The 18,165-nt window shown below is 64.1% G+C and carries 15 protein-coding genes, 1 tRNA gene and 1 pseudogene; 11 read left to right on the top strand and 6 right to left on the bottom strand.

Annotated elements, in window-relative coordinates:
• Nucleotides 1–39: 39 nt before the first annotated feature.
• On the bottom strand, nucleotides 40–1,281 hold the full coding sequence (locus ACVWZ4_RS32490; protein WP_456741961.1) for an efflux RND transporter periplasmic adaptor subunit: 1,242 nt from the start codon (nucleotides 1,279–1,281) through the stop codon (nucleotides 40–42).
• A 199-nt stretch (nucleotides 1,282–1,480) separates the two neighbouring features.
• On the opposite strand from ACVWZ4_RS32490, the gene ACVWZ4_RS32485 reads away from it, so the two are divergent.
• From ACVWZ4_RS32485 to ACVWZ4_RS32475, 3 genes are all read left to right on the top strand, one after another.
• Nucleotides 1,481–2,083: a TetR/AcrR family transcriptional regulator gene (locus ACVWZ4_RS32485; RefSeq protein ID WP_456703104.1), complete on the top strand. Its 603-nt coding sequence runs from the start codon at nucleotides 1,481–1,483 to the stop codon at nucleotides 2,081–2,083.
• A 32-nt stretch (nucleotides 2,084–2,115) separates the two neighbouring features.
• Complete coding sequence (gene rnz / locus ACVWZ4_RS32480) at nucleotides 2,116–3,021, top strand: ribonuclease Z (protein WP_456741960.1); 906 nt, start codon at nucleotides 2,116–2,118, stop codon at nucleotides 3,019–3,021.
• Between the two features lie 119 nt (nucleotides 3,022–3,140).
• Complete coding sequence (locus ACVWZ4_RS32475; protein ID WP_456703106.1) at nucleotides 3,141–3,344, top strand: hypothetical protein; 204 nt, start codon at nucleotides 3,141–3,143, stop codon at nucleotides 3,342–3,344.
• Between the two features lie 26 nt (nucleotides 3,345–3,370).
• On the opposite strand, the gene ACVWZ4_RS32470 is transcribed toward ACVWZ4_RS32475, so the two are convergent.
• Nucleotides 3,371–4,219: an IclR family transcriptional regulator gene (locus ACVWZ4_RS32470; RefSeq protein WP_456734851.1), complete on the bottom strand. Its 849-nt coding sequence runs from the start codon at nucleotides 4,217–4,219 to the stop codon at nucleotides 3,371–3,373.
• A 154-nt stretch (nucleotides 4,220–4,373) separates the two neighbouring features.
• Between ACVWZ4_RS32470 and ACVWZ4_RS32465 the strand changes: the two are divergent.
• The 6 genes and pseudogenes from ACVWZ4_RS32465 to ACVWZ4_RS32440 all read left to right on the top strand — a co-directional run bounded on the left by ACVWZ4_RS32465 (nucleotide 4,374) and on the right by ACVWZ4_RS32440 (nucleotide 9,373).
• Nucleotides 4,374–5,295 (top strand): annotated as a pseudogene (locus ACVWZ4_RS32465) (dihydrodipicolinate synthase family protein).
• Nucleotides 5,296–5,312: 17 nt separating this feature from the next.
• A complete protein-coding gene (locus tag ACVWZ4_RS32460) occupies nucleotides 5,313–6,419 on the top strand; it encodes a four-carbon acid sugar kinase family protein (protein WP_456738154.1) in 1,107 nt (368 codons plus the stop codon).
• On the top strand, nucleotides 6,416–7,459 hold the full coding sequence (gene pdxA, locus ACVWZ4_RS32455) for a 4-hydroxythreonine-4-phosphate dehydrogenase PdxA (RefSeq protein WP_456741959.1): 1,044 nt from the start codon (nucleotides 6,416–6,418) through the stop codon (nucleotides 7,457–7,459). Before ACVWZ4_RS32460 ends, pdxA begins: the two co-directional genes overlap by 4 nt.
• A gap of 1 nt (nucleotide 7,460) precedes the next feature.
• Nucleotides 7,461–8,591 (top strand): iron-containing alcohol dehydrogenase, encoded by a 1,131-nt coding sequence (locus tag ACVWZ4_RS32450; protein WP_456741958.1) that lies wholly within the window; start codon nucleotides 7,461–7,463, stop codon nucleotides 8,589–8,591.
• 191 nt (nucleotides 8,592–8,782) lie between these two features.
• Nucleotides 8,783–8,856: transfer RNA gene (locus tag ACVWZ4_RS32445), tRNA-Gln, on the top strand.
• 157 nt (nucleotides 8,857–9,013) lie between these two features.
• Nucleotides 9,014–9,373 (top strand): DUF1428 domain-containing protein, encoded by a 360-nt coding sequence (locus ACVWZ4_RS32440; RefSeq protein ID WP_456703110.1) that lies wholly within the window; start codon nucleotides 9,014–9,016, stop codon nucleotides 9,371–9,373.
• A 6-nt stretch (nucleotides 9,374–9,379) separates the two neighbouring features.
• Here the strand turns inward: ACVWZ4_RS32440 and ACVWZ4_RS32435 are convergent, their stop codons facing one another.
• The 4 genes from ACVWZ4_RS32435 to ACVWZ4_RS32420 all read right to left on the bottom strand — a co-directional run bounded on the left by ACVWZ4_RS32435 (nucleotide 9,380) and on the right by ACVWZ4_RS32420 (nucleotide 14,728).
• The gene (locus ACVWZ4_RS32435; protein WP_456741957.1) at nucleotides 9,380–9,691 is read right to left on the bottom strand and encodes a hypothetical protein; all 312 of its coding nucleotides are present in this window, start codon (nucleotides 9,689–9,691) and stop codon (nucleotides 9,380–9,382) included.
• Between the two features lie 95 nt (nucleotides 9,692–9,786).
• Nucleotides 9,787–10,356: an invasion associated locus B family protein gene (locus ACVWZ4_RS32430; protein WP_456734853.1), complete on the bottom strand. Its 570-nt coding sequence runs from the start codon at nucleotides 10,354–10,356 to the stop codon at nucleotides 9,787–9,789.
• Nucleotides 10,357–10,415: 59 nt separating this feature from the next.
• A complete protein-coding gene (locus tag ACVWZ4_RS32425) occupies nucleotides 10,416–13,556 on the bottom strand; it encodes a multidrug efflux RND transporter permease subunit (RefSeq protein WP_456734854.1) in 3,141 nt (1,046 codons plus the stop codon).
• On the bottom strand, nucleotides 13,553–14,728 hold the full coding sequence (locus ACVWZ4_RS32420) for an efflux RND transporter periplasmic adaptor subunit (RefSeq protein ID WP_456741956.1): 1,176 nt from the start codon (nucleotides 14,726–14,728) through the stop codon (nucleotides 13,553–13,555). Before ACVWZ4_RS32420 ends, ACVWZ4_RS32425 begins: the two co-directional genes overlap by 4 nt.
• A gap of 388 nt (nucleotides 14,729–15,116) precedes the next feature.
• Between ACVWZ4_RS32420 and ACVWZ4_RS32415 the strand changes: the two genes are divergently transcribed.
• On the top strand, nucleotides 15,117–15,356 hold the full coding sequence (locus tag ACVWZ4_RS32415; protein ID WP_092230377.1) for a hypothetical protein: 240 nt from the start codon (nucleotides 15,117–15,119) through the stop codon (nucleotides 15,354–15,356).
• Between the two features lie 236 nt (nucleotides 15,357–15,592).
• Nucleotides 15,593–18,151 (top strand): TonB-dependent receptor domain-containing protein, encoded by a 2,559-nt coding sequence (locus ACVWZ4_RS32410; protein ID WP_456741955.1) that lies wholly within the window; start codon nucleotides 15,593–15,595, stop codon nucleotides 18,149–18,151.
• Nucleotides 18,152–18,165 lie beyond the last annotated feature (14 nt).

The raw sequence follows: 18,165 nt of genomic DNA, 5'->3' as shown, positions 1-18,165 counted from the left end.
CGTCGTTCCGGGCGCGTGTCGCGTGTCCCGGCAACGTAACTAGCGTTGCACCACGTCCTGGTTACTGTGATTGGAGGCCTGCTGTCCGCGCGCGCCCATCGCAGCCACCTCGGTCTTGAGGAGGGCCCCGGGGCGCACGCGCTGCAGTCCGTTGACGACGATGCGGTCGCCGGTCTTGAGGCCCGCCGTCACGATGCGAAGGCCGTCGACCGAGCCACCGAGCGTGATCGGCCGATAGACCGCGCGGCTGTCGTCGCCGACGGCCATCACGAACTTCTTATCCTGGTCGGTGCCGATCGCGCGCTCGTCGATCATCACGAGCGTCTGCTGCTTCGGCTGGCCCATGCGCACGCGAGCGAACTGGCCGGGAATGAGACGCCCGTCGTCGTTGGGGAATACCGCGCGCACACGGATGGTGCCGCTGTGGCCGTTGACCTGGTTGTCGATCAGCTGGATGTGGCCCTTGGCGGAGAGACCGCCTGAGGTCGCCATCTCCACCGGGATCTGGTCGAGATTGCCGCGCTTGCCGGTGCCGTCTGCGATCGCGTTCAGCGCCCGCAGCACGACCTCCTCGTCAGCATCGAACGACGCGTAGATCGGATTGACCGAGACCAGCGACGTCAGCACTGGCGAAGCAGTGCCCGCGGCGACGAGATTGCCGACGGTGACCTCGATCTTGCCGACGCGGCCGTCCACGGGCGCGCGCACTTCCGTGTAGTCGAGATTGAGCTTTGCGGTCTGGAGCGTCGCTTCCGCCGCCTTGACGTTGGCGATGGCTTCGCGATTGGCGTTGTCGCGCTGGTCGTAGTCGCGCCGCGTCACCACGGCATTGCCGACCAGCTGCGCGCCGCGGTCGAGCTCGCTCTGGGTGAACACCGCGCGCGCCTTTGCGGCTTCGAGCTGCGCGTTGGCCTTGTCGACCTCGGCCTCATAGGGCGCAGGATCGATCTTGAACAGGACGTCGCCCGCCTTCACGAGCGCGCCCTCCGTGAAGTTGGTGGAGAGGATCGCACCCGCCACGCGCGGACGAAGCTCGACGCGCTGGATGGCCTCTAACCGGCCGGAAAAATCGTCCCACAGCACGGTCTGCTTCGGCTCGATCATCGCGACGGTCACGGAGACGGCCTGCTCAGCCGCGGCCGCTGTTGCGGTCGCTTGCGCTGAACGGAAGTAGTGCCCCGTCGCGAGGGAGCCGGCTATGGCGAGGGTGCCCATGGCAGCAACGCCGCCGAGCATGCGGCGGATACGGCGGGGACGCGAGGTGCTTGGGGAGGGGGGCATTTGCGCGCTCCAGATATGTAATGTCCACTACAGATGTGGAGCTGGATATCGCAGCGCAAGAGACTTATGTATCATTCACTAAGAAAATTGTAGCCGCTTACCGCAGATATCGGAAGGCGGAAGGGAAAAGAAAGCTAGAACAATTAGATAGAATGTGGCGTTAGGTTGGGGCGAGCCGCCATTCCAAGGAGACAGGCACATGGGCATGGGACGCCCCCGAGAATTCGACGCCGACATCGCGCTGGATCAGGCGATGGAAGTGTTTTGGCGCCATGGCTATGAGGGCGCCACGATTGCCCAGCTCACGGAGGCCATGGGCATCAACCCGCCGAGCCTTTACGCCTGTTTCGGCAACAAGGAGGGCCTGCTGAAGGCTGCCCTCGACCGCTACACCAAACTGCGCGGTGCGTGGATGGATGAAGTCGTCGCGGCGCCGACTGCCCGCGAGGTCGCCGAGCGAATGCTGAAGGGCATCGCCGAAAAGCAGACCGACCCCGCCAATCCGCCCGGCTGCCTGCTCGTGCAGGGCGGTATCGCCTGCGGCACCGGATCCGAAAACGTCCCCTTCGAGCTCGCCACCCGCCGTGCCCAGAACGAAGACCAGCTCCGCGACCGCTTTGTGCGCGCCAAGGCGGAAGGTGATCTCAAGCCGACGTCGGATCCCGCCGCGCTCGCGCGCTACGTTTCGGCGGTCTCTGTCGGCATGGGCGTGATGGCCTCGTCAGGGTCGGATCGCGAAGCGTTGCGACAGGTTGCCGATGTCGCCGTGCAGGCCGTCGAGGCGCAGTCGGAGCAAGGCTAGGGCTCAGCGGCCTCCTCGAAAACGAGTCACGCATGTTCGCCCTGACATTTCTCGGCACCTCGGCCAGCGTTCCCTCCGCAGAGCGCAATCATCCGGCAATCCTCCTGGAAGTCGCGGGCAAACGCATGCTGATCGATTGCGGCGAAGGTACGCAGCGCCAGCTGCTGCGGAGTGGCGCCGGCTTTCGGCGGCTTGATCGCATTTTGCTCACGCATGGTCATCTCGATCACGTGCTCGGTATCCCCGGCCTGTTCTCGACCTTGGGGCTGCGGCAGACCTCCGAATTGATGACCATTCATGGCGGGCCTGAAACGCTCGACGTGGTCATCCGCTTGCTTGCAGGCCTTTGGGGCGCGGACCGGGCGCCGATCGCGATCGAGTTCGTGCCGCTGTTCGAAGGGCAGGTCGCCGACGCAGGCGACTTCACGATCGACTGTTTTCCGGTCCGCCATCGCGACACCGACAGTTTTGGCTTCTCATTCCAGAGTCGCGCGCGGCGCCATCTTCTGTCCGATCGACTGTCCGCACTTGGCGTGCCCGATGGCCCCATGCGCGGAGAACTGGCCGCGGGTCGGCCGGTCACGGTTGAAGGCGGCCGAACGATCGATCCCGAGGAGGTCCTCGGCCCTCCCAGCGGCGGCAGGAAGCTGGTCGTCATCGGCGACATCGAGACCACCGAGGGACTCTCGAAGCACGTGACGGATGCCGATCTGCTGGTGATCGAGGCGACGTTTCTGGATCGGGACGCGGCGACGGCACGAGACTACGGCCATCTCACCGCGGCCGAGGCGGCGAGGTTCGCGGCTGGGAATAATGTCCGGCAGCTTGTGCTGACGCATCTGTCAGGCCGCTATGAGGATGACGAGATCCTGGCGGAAGCAGCCAGGATGTTTCCGAACGTCCGGATTGCCGCCGACTTCGACCGCATCGCTGTTTAGCCAATGCGTTGCACGACCATTAATCTTACCTGTCAAGGTTTATGCCACTTGATTCCCGCAGCCGCGCGCCAGCGCGATAGTTTCGACCGATCAGAAAACAGCTTCGCATTGTGAGTGCCATGTCCCGTTCCGTCGAATTGATCGTTGAGGGCTATGTGAGGCTGAACGATCGCGATGCGCTGGAGAATATTCTGGCGCATCGCCAGGATCTGCTGCGGCAACTGGTAGCTGTGACCGGCGTCGATCCCAAGCAGGCGGTCGCGCAGGTGAGCCGGGAAATCACCATCATCGAATCCGCGCTTGCTACCCTCGTCCCGGAATAGCCGACGTCGGGATCAGGCTTGAGCGCTCAGCTCGACATGCCCGACTTGATCGTGATGTCCTGCACCTTGTGCGTCAGCTGCGTCAGCCTTGGCAGGACCTGGTCGCGAAAAGTCGGCATATCCATACGAGCTGCATCGACCGTGACGCTTAGCCCCGCGATCACTGAACCCTGTGCGTCGAGGATCGGCGTCGCCAGTGTACGCAGGCCATAGGCGTTCTCACCATCGGAGACGGCGTGGCCTTTCTTCTTCACCTGATCGAGCCGGGCCAGCAAAGCATCGAGATCAGTCAGCGTCCGCTCCGAGAGCTTGACGCGGGGGCGCGACTCCAGCCGCTGGATCTGCTCGTCGCGCTCAAGATGCGCCAGCATGGCATGGCCGAGCGCGGCGCTGTAGGCGGGGATGCGCGTGCCGGGCCGGCGGTCCATCTTGTAGCGGTCGAGGCCCGCGCTGACACGCGCGAGATAGATGACATCGCCGCCATCGAGGATGCCGAGCGAGGCCGCATCACCGACATCAGGCACCAGGTCGCGCAGCATCGGCTCGACGATGGTGCGCAAGGATCCGTGCGACAGCACGGTATAGCCGAGGTCGAGGCAGGCGAGACCGAGGCGGAACCGGCGGCTCTGCGGCACCGCCTGCAGATAGCCGAGCTCGATCAAGGTCTGGATCAGCCGGAACGCCGTGCCGCGATCGAGATCGGCGCGGACGGCAACTTCACTGAGCGTCAGCTCGAACGCCTCGCTGCTGAAACTTTTGAGCACGGCAAAGGCCTTGCCGACCGAAGCGACATGGTTCTTGGGATTTTTGGTGTCCGATGTCTTGGGAGCCGCGTCGGATGCGCGCTTTGCCGTCTTCTTTTCGACCTTGGCCATGCCTGAATGCCCTGCCTGACTGCCACAGCCCTTGACGCGGCGGCAGCCTGATCTTACCAACGGAGCATATCATAACAAATGTTCGCATTCCGAACAATATCGATCTGACCGATCGGAGGAAGCCTTGTCCGCATCATCGCTGCATCCCCAGTCCTTGCACCCGCAGTCCTTGCACCCCCTTGGCGTGTTCTCCGCCGCGCTGACACCGCTCGACGCCGAGCTTGCGCCCGATCATACGCGCTTCATCGCGCACTGCCGCTATCTCCTGGACGAAGGTTGCGATGCCATTGCGATGCTCGGCACCACGGGCGAAGCGAACTCCTTCTCGGTTGCCGAACGCACCGCGCTGCTGGAGGCCGTGGTCGCCGGCGGCATCAGGCCGAACCAGCTGCTGCCGGGCACCGGCGTCGCTGCGTTCACCGACACCGTCGCGTTGACCCGCCACGCGCTCTCCGTCGGGGTCGACACCGTGGTGATGCTGCCGCCGTTCTACTACAAGAACGTCAGCGACGACGGCGTTTATGCCGCCTACAGCGAGATCATCCAGCGCATTGGTCATGCCAAGCTCAAGATCGTGCTCTATCACATCCCGCAAATGTCGATGCAGCCGATCTCGCATGCGCTGATCGAACGGTTGCGGGCGGCCTATCCCTCGACCATCGTCGGCATCAAGGACTCCTCTGGCGACTTCGCCAACATGACGGCGATGGTCGAGCGCTTCCCCGGCTTCTCGGTGCTGACGGGCGCCGACCCGCTGCTGCTGCCGCTGCTGCGCAAGGGCGGCGGTGGCTGCATCACCGCGACCTCGAACCTCGTCGCGCGCGATCTCGCCTATGTCTTCAAGCATTTCCGAGACAGCGACGACGATGCGGCGCTGAAGGCGGCGCAGGGGCGCATTGTGAAGGCGCGCGAGCTGGTCTCGCGCTTCGCCCAGATGCCGTCCCCTGAAGGCGCTGATGGCCGAGCGCACCGGTCACGCCGGCTGGCAGCGCCTGCGGCCGCCGCTCGAGACGTTGCCGGCGGCGCAACGGAAAGAGCTGCTCGCGAAGGCCGCCGCATTCGCGTCAGCCGCGTAAAGGGGAGCGGCATGTCGATGACACGCGTCCGCATGCTCGCCGACGATCTCACCGGTGCGCTCGATACCGCGGCGGAATTCGTGGGTCTGTGCGGGCCGTTCGATGTGATCTGGGCGGATGCGCCTCCGCGTTCCAGCTCTGCAAGCCTCGCGGTCGACAGCGGCACCCGGGAGCGTTCGAAAGCCGAAAGCGTCGAGATCGTCACTCGGCTGGTGTCGTTGCTTCGCGACGGCGAGATCGCCTATAAGAAAATCGACAGCTTGCTTCGCGGTGCCTGGGCGGCCGAGCTCGGCGCCTGCCTGAGCACCGGGCATTGGACGTCGTGCGTGGTTGCGCCTGCCTTCGGCTATCAGGGCCGCCGCACTGTCGATGCCCAGCAATATGCGCGCACCGTGGCGGGGGACTGGCATCGCGTCGGCGACAATCTGCTGGATCAATTGAAGCGGGGCGGCATCAAGGCGCGACGGGGCGGCCCCGATACCCTGGCGCAAGGCGGCGTTCAGGTGTTCGATGCCGAGAGCGATCTCGATCTCGATCGCGTCGTCGAGATGGCACAGCGCATGCCGGGGCCGGTGCTGTGGTGCGGCAGCGGTGGGCTCGCCGCCGCGCTCGCGCGCGGCCACCGGTCGGACGCGCGTTCGAAGTTGAAGCTGCCGGTGCTGGGCCTGTTTGGCTCGGACCAGGCCGCCACCGCGGCACAGCTGGATGCCTGTGGCGACGTCACCGTCGCGCTCGCCGAGGGCGAGGGTAGCGCAATCGTTCAACGCAAATTGGCCGAAGACAACGTGGCGTTGGTGAAGTTCTCTCTTGCCGAAGGACTGTCGCGCGCCGGCGCCGCGCAGCGGATTGCGCGCGAATTGACGGCGCTGACGGCGGCGCTCGATCCTCCGGGAACGCTGATCGTTGCCGGCGGCGAGACCCTGAAGGCCGCATGCCTTGCACTCGGTGCGCATGCGCTTCAGGTGACAGGGCGCATCGTGCCGGGCCTTCCGCGTTCGGTGCTGCAAGGTGGCCGCTGGGCCGGCGTCGACGTCATCTCGAAATCCGGAGCGTTCGGCACGCGCGAGCTGTGGCGCGATCTGCTTCGAGACAATCAATTGCTCAACATGGAGAGTCCATCATGACCTCTCGTCACCTTGCCATCACCATGGGCGATCCCGCCGGGATCGGGCCGGAGATCATCGTCAAGTCCTGCCTCGGCTTGAAGGAGCGGATCGCGAAAGGCGATCTTCGCCTGCTGATCATCGGCAGCGGCGCGGCACTGGACGGCGCGAAGGCCGCGATCGGCGCGGACGTTGCAATCCCGCAAGTCACGGCCGACGACCGCGATTGGCCCAACCTCTGCTATCTGCAGGCCGATGCCGAGGGTGATCCGATCAAGCCGGGCGTGCTGAGCGCCGACGGCGGCCGCTTTGCCTACAAGGCGATCGAGCAGGGCGTGCGGCTGACACAGGCCGGGCGCACCGCGGCGATCGTCACCGCGCCGCTCAACAAGGAAGCCCTCAACAAGGCCGGCTATCATTTCCCTGGACATACCGAGATGCTGGCGCATCTCACCGGCGTCCGCGGCTCGGTGATGCTGCTCGCCCACGGCAATATGCGCGTCAGCCATGTCTCGACCCACGTCGCGCTGGAGGACGTGCCGAAGCGCCTGACACCGGAGCGGCTGCGCATGGTGATCGATCTCACCAACGACGCGCTGCTGCGGCTCGGGATCGCCAAGCCGAAGATCGCGATCGCCGCGCTCAACCCGCATGCCGGGGAGGGCGGTCTGTTCGGACGGCAGGATATCGACGTCTCTGCGCCGACGATTGCCAAGGCCGTCGCCGACGGCCTCGACGTGGTCGGTCCCGTGCCGGGCGACACCATCTTCGTCAAGCTGCGCGCCGGCCAGTTCGATGCGGCGGTCGCGATGTATCACGATCAGGGGCACATTCCGGTTAAGCTGCTCGGCTTCCAGGTCGATCCCGCCACCGGCCGCTGGCAGGAGCTCTCCGGCGTCAACATCACACTGGGCCTGCCGATCATCCGCACCTCCGTCGATCACGGCACCGCCTTCGACATCGCCGGCAAGGGCATCGCCAACGAGCACAGCCTGATCGAGGCCATCGACTATGCCGAGCGGCTCGCCGCCGGTGTTTCCAAGCCAAGAGATCGAGCCTGAGATGACCAACGCCTTCACGCCCATCGAAATTCTCCGCCCCACCATCCTGGAGTTCGGCAACGGCACGATCACGGCGGCTGCGCGCTTTGCCGAACGGATCGGCGCCAAGCGTCCGCTGGTGATCTCCGACCCGTTCAATGCGCGCCGCGTCGACAAGCTGGCGCTGCCGGGCGCCGTGAAAGTGTTCGGCGAGGTGAAGCCGGAGCCCGATCTGCCCAATCTCGAGAAGGCGGTGGCGATGGCGAAACAAGCCAGGCCCGATCTCGTCGTCGGCTTCGGCGGCGGCAGCGCGATGGATATCGCCAAGCTGGTCGCGGTGATGTGCAGCGGTGATGTCGCCTTTGCCGACATCGTCGGGCCGGAAAAGGTCGCGGGCCGCAGCGTCGCGCTGATGCAGATCCCGACCACCTCGGGCACCGGCAGCGAGGCCGGCACCCGTGCGCTGGTCACTGATCCCGTCAGCCAGAACAAGCAGGCGGTGCAGAGCCGCTTCATGCTGGCCGATATCGCCATCGTCGATCCCGACCTGACGATGACGGTGCCGAAGGAGATCACGGCCGCCACCGGGGTCGATGCGCTGGCGCATTGCGTCGAGGCCTACACGAGCCGCAAGGCGCATCCGACGATCGACCTCTATGCGCTCGAGGGCGCGCGGCTGGTCGGGCGTTATCTGAAGCGCGCGGTGGCCGATGGCGGCGATCGCGAGGCCCGCGCCGGCCTCTCGCTCGCCTCGCTCTATGGCGGCTATTGCCTCGGCCCGGTGAACACCACCGCCGGTCATGCGGTGGCCTATCCGCTCGGCACGCGTCATCACATCGCCCACGGTCTCGCCTGCGCGATGATCTTCCCGCACACGCTGGCGTTCAACATGCCCGCGGAGGAGGGGAAGACGCTTGCGGTGCTGGCGGCACTCGGCCTGCCGGAGCGGAACGATGCCAAGCTTGCGTTCGATGCGACCTACGCGTTCTGCAAGAATCTCGGCGTCGAGATGCGGCTGTCGGCACTCGGCGTGCCCAAGGCCGATCTCGGCGTGATGGCGGACGAGGCGTATGCCATCAGGCGCCTGCTCGACAACAACCCGCGCGATCTGAGCCGGGATGCGATCCTTGGGATGTACGAGGTCGCGTTCTAGCCGTCGGCGCCGCGGCAGGTGATCAAGGCCGCCAATATCAAGATGGAGGAAGCTGGTGATCCACCCAGCGCTTGCCAGCCCGGGGACGAGCAGGTAGAAGGCTGCACGCCTGAGCCGTGATTTGCGCTGTCAGCGCTTCCGGCCGCAGTCGGACAAATCAGTATGATATTGAATTTGTTCGACTATTCCGTTGGGGAATGGTGTAACGGTAGCACAACAGACTCTGACTCTGTTTGTCTTGGTTCGAATCCAGGTTCCCCAGCCAGTTCCAGGCGCTGTCCGAACTCCTGAATTGCCCGATGTCGGGCCGCTTGCCGCGCCAGGGATCGCGCCGGTTTGCCTCACCGGAATATCGCCCATCGCCAGTCGGATCGCTGCTCCGCCGATCGTCCTGGGGACACACAACCCCTGGGAGATCCGTAATGCCCTATGTCGATGGTTTTGTGCTCGCCGTGCCGAAGGACAAGATCGGGGCCTACACGGCGCTGGCGCGAACGGCCTGCGCGGTGTGGATGGAGCATGGCGCGCTCGATTATGTCGAATGCATCGGCGACGACGTGCCTCATGGCAAGCTCACGTCTTTTCCGCGCGCCGTGATGGCGAGTGAGGACGAGGTCGTGGTGTTCTCCTGGATCGTTTACCGCGACCGCGAGACCCGCGATGCCGTCAACAAGAAGGTGATGGCCGATCCGAGGCTCAAGGGCTCGGACATGCCGTTCGACGGCAAGCGCATGATCTATGGTGGCTTCACCACGCTGCTGCGGGCGAGTGACGCAGGCTGAACCGCCTCACGGCTTCGCTGGCGGCGGTTGCAGTGGCGCGACCGCGGGGGGCGCGGAGCCATCGATGATGCGTTCGCGCGTCGTGCGAATGCGCTTCACGTCGGACGTGGACGTCGACGCGCCGGAATCTGGCGTCTGGGAGAATTTGCCGTCGATGAGATCGTTGCGGGGCCGCACCTTTGCGTCATGCACCGTGGGCTCAACCGCCGGCGCAGTCGGCGGCTGTAGTTGGGTCTGCGCGCTCGCGGCGGCGCCGATCATCCCAAACAGGATGACCGGGAGACCAAGCCGATTGAGACCTGACTTCTCGCGCGTCATGTTCCACCGTCATGTCCGGCCCCGCCGACGGCAGACTAGCCCAGCCCGCACGGCTCGGAAAGCCGCCCCGCTGCGAGCAACCGGCGCGTGGTGAACTACTTGATCTTGTCGTAGGCCGCCGCGAAATCATTCAGCGGCATCGGGATCGCGATCGTTTCGTTCGCCATGTTCTGGAACGAGACCTTCAATTGCTTGCCTGACTTCAGGCTTGCAAGCAGGTCCGGCGCGATCGGGGTCGAGGCGTAGCAACCGCGGTTCTCGCAGGTCTGGATCTGGAGATCGACCGTCTTGCCCTCGTCGACCTGGAGCTTGGCGCCGAGCGGGATGTTGAGGCCGAGCGGCAGCTGGAGCAGCGCGACCGGCGTCCGGGTGTCGGGCGCGACGCGGATGTTGATCAGCACGATGGTCTGGCCGGTCTTGGTGAGGACGGCGTTCTGCTCGATCGCGCATTCGAGAGGAGCATCGCGGCTCGCGCTGGTGCAGCGCGCGATCCAGCCGGGCTGCGGCGCTGCGCCTTCGGCCTGCGGCTGGGTCGGCGCGGCCACAGGCTGTGCGGCCGCGGCAGGCGGAGCCGCGTTCTTCTTGGCGCCTTGCTGGGCGTACGCGCCGCCCGTCGACATCAGGACAGCGGCGGCGAGGGCGACAAGTCTGGATTGCATGGGCATGGCAAGACCGGCGTGAACCGAGGATTTGGCTGTAGCGTCGGGCTTGGCCCGACGCAAGCTTACTCGGCGGCTTCCTTGACGGTGCCGTGCGCGGCCGCGTCGTGGCCTTGATCCTCGGCCGAGTTGCCCTTGAACAGGTTCGAGAACTTGTCGAGGTAGAGATAAACGACCGGCGTGGTGAACAGCGTCAGCGCCTGGCTGACGATCAGGCCGCCGACCATGGCATAGCCGAGCGGCTGGCGAATTTCGGCGCCGGTGCCGTGGCCGAGCATCAGCGGAACGCCGCCGAGCAATGCGGCCATCGTCGTCATCATGATCGGTCGGAAGCGCAGCAGCGCGGCCTGGCGGATGGATTCCTCCGGCGTCTTGTGCTCGTCGCGTTCGGCGGCGATGGCGAAGTCGACCATCATGATGCCGTTCTTCTTCACGATGCCGATCAGCAGAATGATTCCGATCAAGGCAATGAGGCTGAAGTCGAATCCAGCGGCCATCAGGATCAGCAGTGCGCCGACGCCGGCCGAGGGCAGGGTCGACAGAATCGTGATCGGATGGATGTAGCTCTCGTAGAGAATGCCGAGGATCAGATAGACCACGACCAGTGCCGCGAGAATCAGGAGCGGCACCGTGCCCAGCGACTGCTGGAACGCCTGCGCCGTGCCCTGGAAGCTGGAGTTCAGCGTCGCCGGCGCGCCGAGATCGGCCATCGCCTTCTGCACAGCGACGGTGGCCTGTCCAAGCGCGACATCCGGCGCGAGGTTGAAGCTGATGGTGATCGCCGGGAACTGGCCCTGATGGCTGATCGAGAGCGGGCGGACCGGATCGGTGGTCCAGCTCGCGAAGGTCGACAGCGGCACTTGGTCGCCGGTCAACGGCGACTTCAGATAGAGCTTGTTGAGCGACTCGAGGCTGCCCTGCATCTCCGGCAGGATTTCCAGGATCACATGGTAGCTGTTGAGCTGGGTGAAATACTGCGCGACCTGACGCTGGCCGAACGCGTCGTAGAGCGTGTCGTCGATCAGCTGCGGCTGGATGCCGTAGCGCGAGGCGGTGTCGCGGTTGATGTTGAGCTGGACCGTGGTGCCCTGGGTCTGCTGGTCGGTCGCGACGTCGCGCAGCTGCGGCAGCGTCTGCATCTTGGCGAGGATCTTCGGCGCCCACGAATTGAGCTCGCCGAGATCGGCGTCCTGCAGGGTGAACTCGAACTGCGTGCGCGTCGGTCGGCCGCCGAGCCGCACGTCCTGCGCCGCCTGCATGTAGAGCCGGGCGCCTTGCACCTTGTCGAATTTGGGACGCAGCCGCGCGATGATCTCTTGCGCAGATGCGTCCCGCTCGTCGCGGGGCTTCAAGGTGATGAACAGATTGCCGTTATTGCCGGCACGACCGCTGCCGCCGATCGCCATCGCGACGCTGGCGACGTCGGGATCGGCCATGATGATCTTTCCGAGTTCCTGCTGGCGGTTGAGCATTTCCTTGAAGGAAATGTCCTGCGACGCCTCGGAGGTCGCGGTGATCAGGCCGACGTCCTGCTGCGGGAAGAAGCCTTTCGGGATCAGGACGAACAGGTAAATCGATAGCGCCAGCGTCGCGAAGAAGATCGTAAGCGTGGTGCGGCGCCAAGCCAGCGCATGGTCGAGCCCGTATTCATAGCCGCGCAGCAGCGCGTCGAAGGCGCGTTCGCTCCATTGGTAAAATCTGCCATGGGTCACCTCGCCATGTGCGCGCAGGAAGCGCGAGGCCATCATCGGCGTCAGCGTCAGCGACACGAACATCGAGACGAAGATCGTCATCGCCAGCACGACCGCGAATTCGCGGAACAGGCGGCCGATGATGCCTCCCATCAGGAGCAGCGGGATCAGCACCGCAACCAGCGAGATGCTGATTGACATGATGGTGAAGCCGATCTCCTTGGAGCCCCTGAAGGCGGCGGCGAGCGGCTTTTCGCCTTCCTCGATGTAGCGCGTGATGTTCTCGAGCATCACGATGGCGTCGTCGACGACGAAGCCGACCGCGATCGTGAGCGCCATGAGCGACAGATTGTCGAGCGAATAGCCGAACACCCACATCAGCGCGCAGGCGCCCAGCAGCGCCAGCGGCACCGTGATGGCCGGAATCACGGTCGCCCAGAAGCTGCGCAGGAAGACGAAGATCACCATGACCACGAGGAAAATGGTCAGCAGCAGCGTGAACTGGACGTCCTCGACTGCGGCGCGGATCGTCGTGGTGCGGTCGCTGATCAGCTCGATCTTGATCGCGGGCGGGATCGCCGCGACCAGCCGGGGCAGTGTCGCCTTGATCCGGTCGACGGTCTCGATGACGTTGGCGCCGGGCTGCTTGAACACGACCAGGAACACGCCGCGCTTGCCGTTGGCCCATGCCGCCTGTTTGGCGTCCTCAGGACCGGTGACCGCCTGGCCGATGTCCTTGATCCGCAATGGACCACCGTTGCGGTAGGCGATGATGACGTCGTTCCAGTCCTTGGACTGCAGCAATTGATCGTTGGCATAGATCGTATAGGCGCGCTTATCGCCGTCGATATTGCCCTTGGGGCTGTCGACCGTGGTGATGCCGATCGCGCTGCGAACGTCTTCCAGCGACAGACCCTTGGCAACGAGCTTGCCCGGATCGACCTGGACGCGCACGGACGGCTTCTGCTGGCCGCCGATGAAGACCTGGGCCACACCGGAGAGCTGGCTGATCTGCTGGGCGAGCTGGGCGTCGACCGCGTCGCTGACGCTGGTCAGCGGCAGCGTGTCCGACGTCGCCGAGAGCAGCAGGATCGGCGCGTCGGCCGGGTTGACCTTGCGATAGGTCGGCGGCGAGGGCAGGTTCTTCGGCAACTGGCCGCTGGCGGCGTTGATCGCGCCCTGCACGTCGTTCGCCGCACCGTCGATGCTGCGGTTGAGGTCGAACTGGATGGTGATCGAGGCGGTGCCCAGATAGCTCGTCGAGGTCATCTGCGCGATGCCGGGAATCTGGGCGAACTGGCGCTCCAGCGGCTGCGCGACCGACGAGGCCATCGTCTCCGGGCTGCCGCCCGGCAAATTGGCCGTGATCTGGATGGTCGGGAAGTCCACCTGCGGCAGCGGTGCGACCGGCAGCAGTGGATAGGCCACGAGACCGACAAACAGGATGCCGGCCATCAGCAGCGATGTGCCGATGGGATAACGGATGAAAGGTGCCGAAATCCCGCCTTCGGTCATTCCTGCTGAACCTTGCTTTTCTGGACCGGATCCGAGCTCGCCACGGTCGTCGAAACGACGCTTCCGGGCTGGACTTTGTACTGACCGCCGGTGATCACCTGCTGGCCGGGGCTCAATCCTTCATCGACGACCGAGCGCCCGTCGATGGCGTAGCTGACCTTGATCTTGTGAACCTCGGCCTTGTTGTCCGGACCGACGGTATAAGCGTAGAGGCCGTTGGTGGAATGCTGAACCGCGTCATCGGGGACGATGGTCGCGTCTTTCAGCGTCCGCACCAGGAGGCGTGTCGAGACCGATTGTCCCGGCCACAGCGTGTGATCCTTGTTGTCGAACACCGCCTTGAGCCGGATAGTCCCGCTGGTCGTGTCGACCTGGTTGTTGATGACGGCGAGCTTGCCTTCAGCCAGCGTCTTCTTGCCGTCGGTGGTGAACGCGATCACCTTGAGGTCGCCGGACTGCTGGCCCTCGCTGATGTAAGGCAGTTGTTCTTCAGGCGCGGTGAAGATCACCGTGATCGGCTCGACCTGAGCGATGGTGACGATGCCGGTCTGGCTCGATGCATTGACGATATTGCCGATGTCGACCTGGCGCAGGCCGGCGACGCCGGTGATCGGCGATTTGACCTGGGTGTAGTCGAGCTGCGTCTGGGCGTTGGCGATCGCGGCTTCGTCGGCTGCGATCTGGGCGGTCAGCTGGGCGACAGTCGAGCGTTGCGTATCGGTCTGCTGCCGCGTCGCGAATTCGCCGAGCTTGGTATAGCGCTGAAGATCGAGATTGGCGTTGGCGAGGTTGGCCTCGTCCTGCGACTTCTTGGCCTTGGCTTGATCGAGGGCGGCCTGGAACGGGCGCGGGTCGATCTCGACCAGGAGATCGCCCTGGTTGACCATTTGGCCTTCGGTGAAGGCGATCTTGTCGATCTGGCCATCGACCCGGGTCCGGACTTGTACGGTGTTGAAGCCCTGCACGGTGCCGAGGCCGGTCAGGTAGACCGGGAAGTCGGCCTTCTGGACCGGCGCAATGCTGACGGGCACGGCGGCGACCCGCGGCGCACCCTTTTGCGCGGCCTGGGCCTTCGCTGCCTCAGCGGCCGAGAATCGCTGCCAGCCGTAATAACCGCCACCGGCCACGGCTGCGATGATGACAATCCATAGGATCGGCCGTGACTTTTTCATATGTAAGCGTATCGGCTTGTATGCCCAAAACAACGAATTGCGGGGCGATCAAAGGGTTCCAGAACGGCTTGTATAATACACGCCAAGTTCCAGTGTAAACAGCACTATCAGTTGAGAATCCTAAACAATTGGAAAGCTTTGCACCCTGTAGGCGAACGGATGCCGACGCAGTGTGCAGCGCTGCATTTCGGGTCGCAAACGAGGAGCGTGCAAGAGACAGGAAATGCTCGCGCACGGCGTGAGACGACGGTGCGCGGTGCCAGCGATGCGTTCTGTGCGTGAGAAGGGCTGACCCTGGCAAGAACGGTTCTAAACCGGCCACGCGGTGTTTCGGTTGTCACTAAAATCACCGTCGTTCATATCAGCGCCGCCACAACAGGAGTGCGGGATGGACGAACTGAACGGCAAGCTGATCGCGTGTCAGATTCTGATCACGGGTTTGATCGCGCGTGTCGCCAATGAGCAGCGCGATCCGTTGCGCTTCCTCACCGACTTCCGCGATGAGATCAAAGCCGTCGTCAAAGGCGTCAACATCGCAGGCATGGAGAACTCCGATCATGTGCGCGCGACGGCGCAGCGCACCGTTGATGAATTGTTCTCGCTGATGAAGCCGCCGATCAGCGACTGACGGCTGCGCGAAAAAATGCGTGAAGACATCGTGCAGTGTCCGACTGCATCCGTGTCGCGCCACTTGCAAGCCTGAGTTTAGAACGGTTTCAAACTGCAGTTTAGAATCGTTTTGATCTGGATGGATTCAAGGATGCAGATGGCGTGATTGCGTTGACCCTCATGGCCCCGCTCGATACGACCAGCGCGTCGCATGTTTGCAATGCGACACGTTGCAGAATGGGAATGGGACACAGGATGGGTATGGCGAGGGCTCCGCGGTCGTTGCGTTCGACTGCGGCACGGACTTCATTGGGCAGCAGTTTCGATGCCGCAACCGGCAAGACTGTTTCCACCGTCGCAAGCTTGATTGCGGTCGCGTCCGTATCGAGCGCAGCGCAGGCTCAGCAATCAACACTGCCGCCCGTGAATGTCGATGCGCCGAAGGAGCGGCCGCGCTCCACCACGGCGAAGCCGACGCCCGATCAGGTCCGCGCCCGCAACGCATTGCGCCGTGCCGCACAACAGCGTCAGCAGGCAGCAGTGGCCCCGGTCGTCGATACGTCCGCGCCGGCGGCCGATCGCAATCCCTTTGCGGATCAGGCAGCGCCCTACAAGGTCGATCATGTCCAGGCCGGCGGCAAATTCCCGGAGAAGCTGGTCGACACGCCGAAATCGATCACGGTTCTCAGCAAGGAAGTGCTCGAGGACAAGAACGCCACCACGCTGAAGCAGGCGATCCTCAGCACGGCCGGCGTGACGCTCGGAACGGGTGAGGGCGGCAACGCGTTCGGCGACCGTTTTTTCATCCGCGGTTTCGACGCCCGCAACGACGTCTTCATCGACGGCGTGCGCGATGCAGGTGTCAGCGTACGCGAGAACTTCTTCACAGAGCAGGTCGAGATCCTGCGCGGTCCTGCGTCGTCCTTCGCGGGCCGCGGCACGGCCGGTGGGGCGATCAACATCGTCACCAAGCAGGCCGCGACCGAGAAGAGCTTCTACAACATGGACACGACGTTTGGCACCGACCAGACCAAGCGTGTCACGCTCGACGTCAATCAGGTGATCAACCCGACGCTTGCCGTTCGCACTGGCGGTCTGTTCCAGGATGCTGACGTGGCGGGCCGAGACCGGATCAAGGACAATCGCGACGGTGCTTTCGTGGCGACGACCTGGAAGCCGACCGATGCGATCAAGATCACGGGAAACTACATCCACACCGAGTTGACCGGCATTCCCGATTTCGGCGTGCCCTATTATCGGCCGAGCACGGCGAGTACCGCCGGCGGTCCGTTCCCTGATTTCGGTGTCAACCGAAACAATTTCTATGGTTTCGTCAATCGCGACTTCTACCGGACCGGCCAGGACATCGGCTCGATCAATGCGGAAGTCCAGGTCACGCCGGATCTGTTACTCACCAACAGGATCCGGGAATCGCACTCCACACAGAACTACATTGGCACATTGCCGGAATCGCCGGTTATAACGAGCAACAGTCCGGCATTGTGGACGTTGTCGGCCAACCCGCAGAGCCGGTATCAGGCCACGGATGTGTTCGCCAATCAGACCGAGGCGACGTACAAGTTCGATGATCATGCGGGCTTCAAACACACGCTGCTCGCAGGCATAGAATACGACAACGAACGATCGTCGATTGATAGCTACACGGGGCTCGGCTCCGAGATCACGACGGGGGCGACAGCTTTCACCGGGACCGGGTCCTTGCCCGGCGTCAGCGTCTTCTGGCCCCAATATACCGACAATCCATTCCCGATTCCCGGTGGGCTTACGGGCCGGCCAACCAAGATCGGAATCGAGACCGTCAGCGGCTACGTCATGGACAGCGCGAATTATCGCGACGTTCTGATCCTCAACGGCGGTTTCCGCTACGACGACTACAACATCAAGACCTCGGCGTTCACCGCGGCTGGTGCCTTCGGTCAGCAGTCCGCCGAATTCCTGGTTCCGGATTTCAACCTCGGTCTCACGCTGAAGCCGCTGCCCAATGGCAGCGTCTACGTGGCCTACGCGACCTCGGCGAACCCGGTCGGCTCGGAGTTCGACGGTACCAGCACCGCTTATGGCGGCATCAATCCGAATCTCGCTGGTGGCAATAACCAGATCTTCGGGCCGGAAAAGAACAAGGCCATTGAACTCGGCACCAAGTGGGAGTTGTTCGATCGCCACCTGCTGCTGACCGCCGCCCTGTTCCAGACCACGAAGGATAACGCGCGCGAGGCGCAGAATGTCGGCAGCACGGCCGCCGCCGCCGCGCTGGGCTGCACCTATGCTCCCGTGGCCCCGTCGACCACCGTCTCGTGTATCACGGCCGGCGCCGCTTACCGCGTCCGCGGCATCGATCTCGGCGTCGGCGGCAAGATCACCGACAAGTGGAGCGTGTTCGGCGGCCCGGTGCTCATGCAGTCGGAGGTCATGAAGTCGCTCGCGCCACCCGCCAACAGCAAGCTCTATGCGTCGAATGTCGGCCTGCCGCTCGCCAACATCGCGCACCAGTCGTTCAGCCTGCTGTCGAAATACCAGCTCACCGACGTCTGGGAGCTCGGCGGGCAGGCGGTATATCGCTCGAAGGTGTACGGCGGCACCTTGCTCGCGGCCAACCAGGGCACGTCGATCCCCGGCTACTGGCGCTTCGATGCGTTCGCGGAAGCGAAGATCAACAAGAACTGGCAGGTGAAGCTGTTCGTCAACAACATCTTCGACAAGCGCTACTACGACGCGCTGTACCAGAGTGTTGCGCCTTTCGTGCTGGAGGCACCGGGACGCGCGGCCTATCTGGTGCTGTCCGCGCGCTACTGATGGAGACATGACGA

Source organism: Bradyrhizobium sp. USDA 4472 (genome assembly GCF_054058595.1).
Note: the sequence above shows the minus strand (reverse complement) of the source record. Positions and strands in the feature narration are given on the sequence as shown.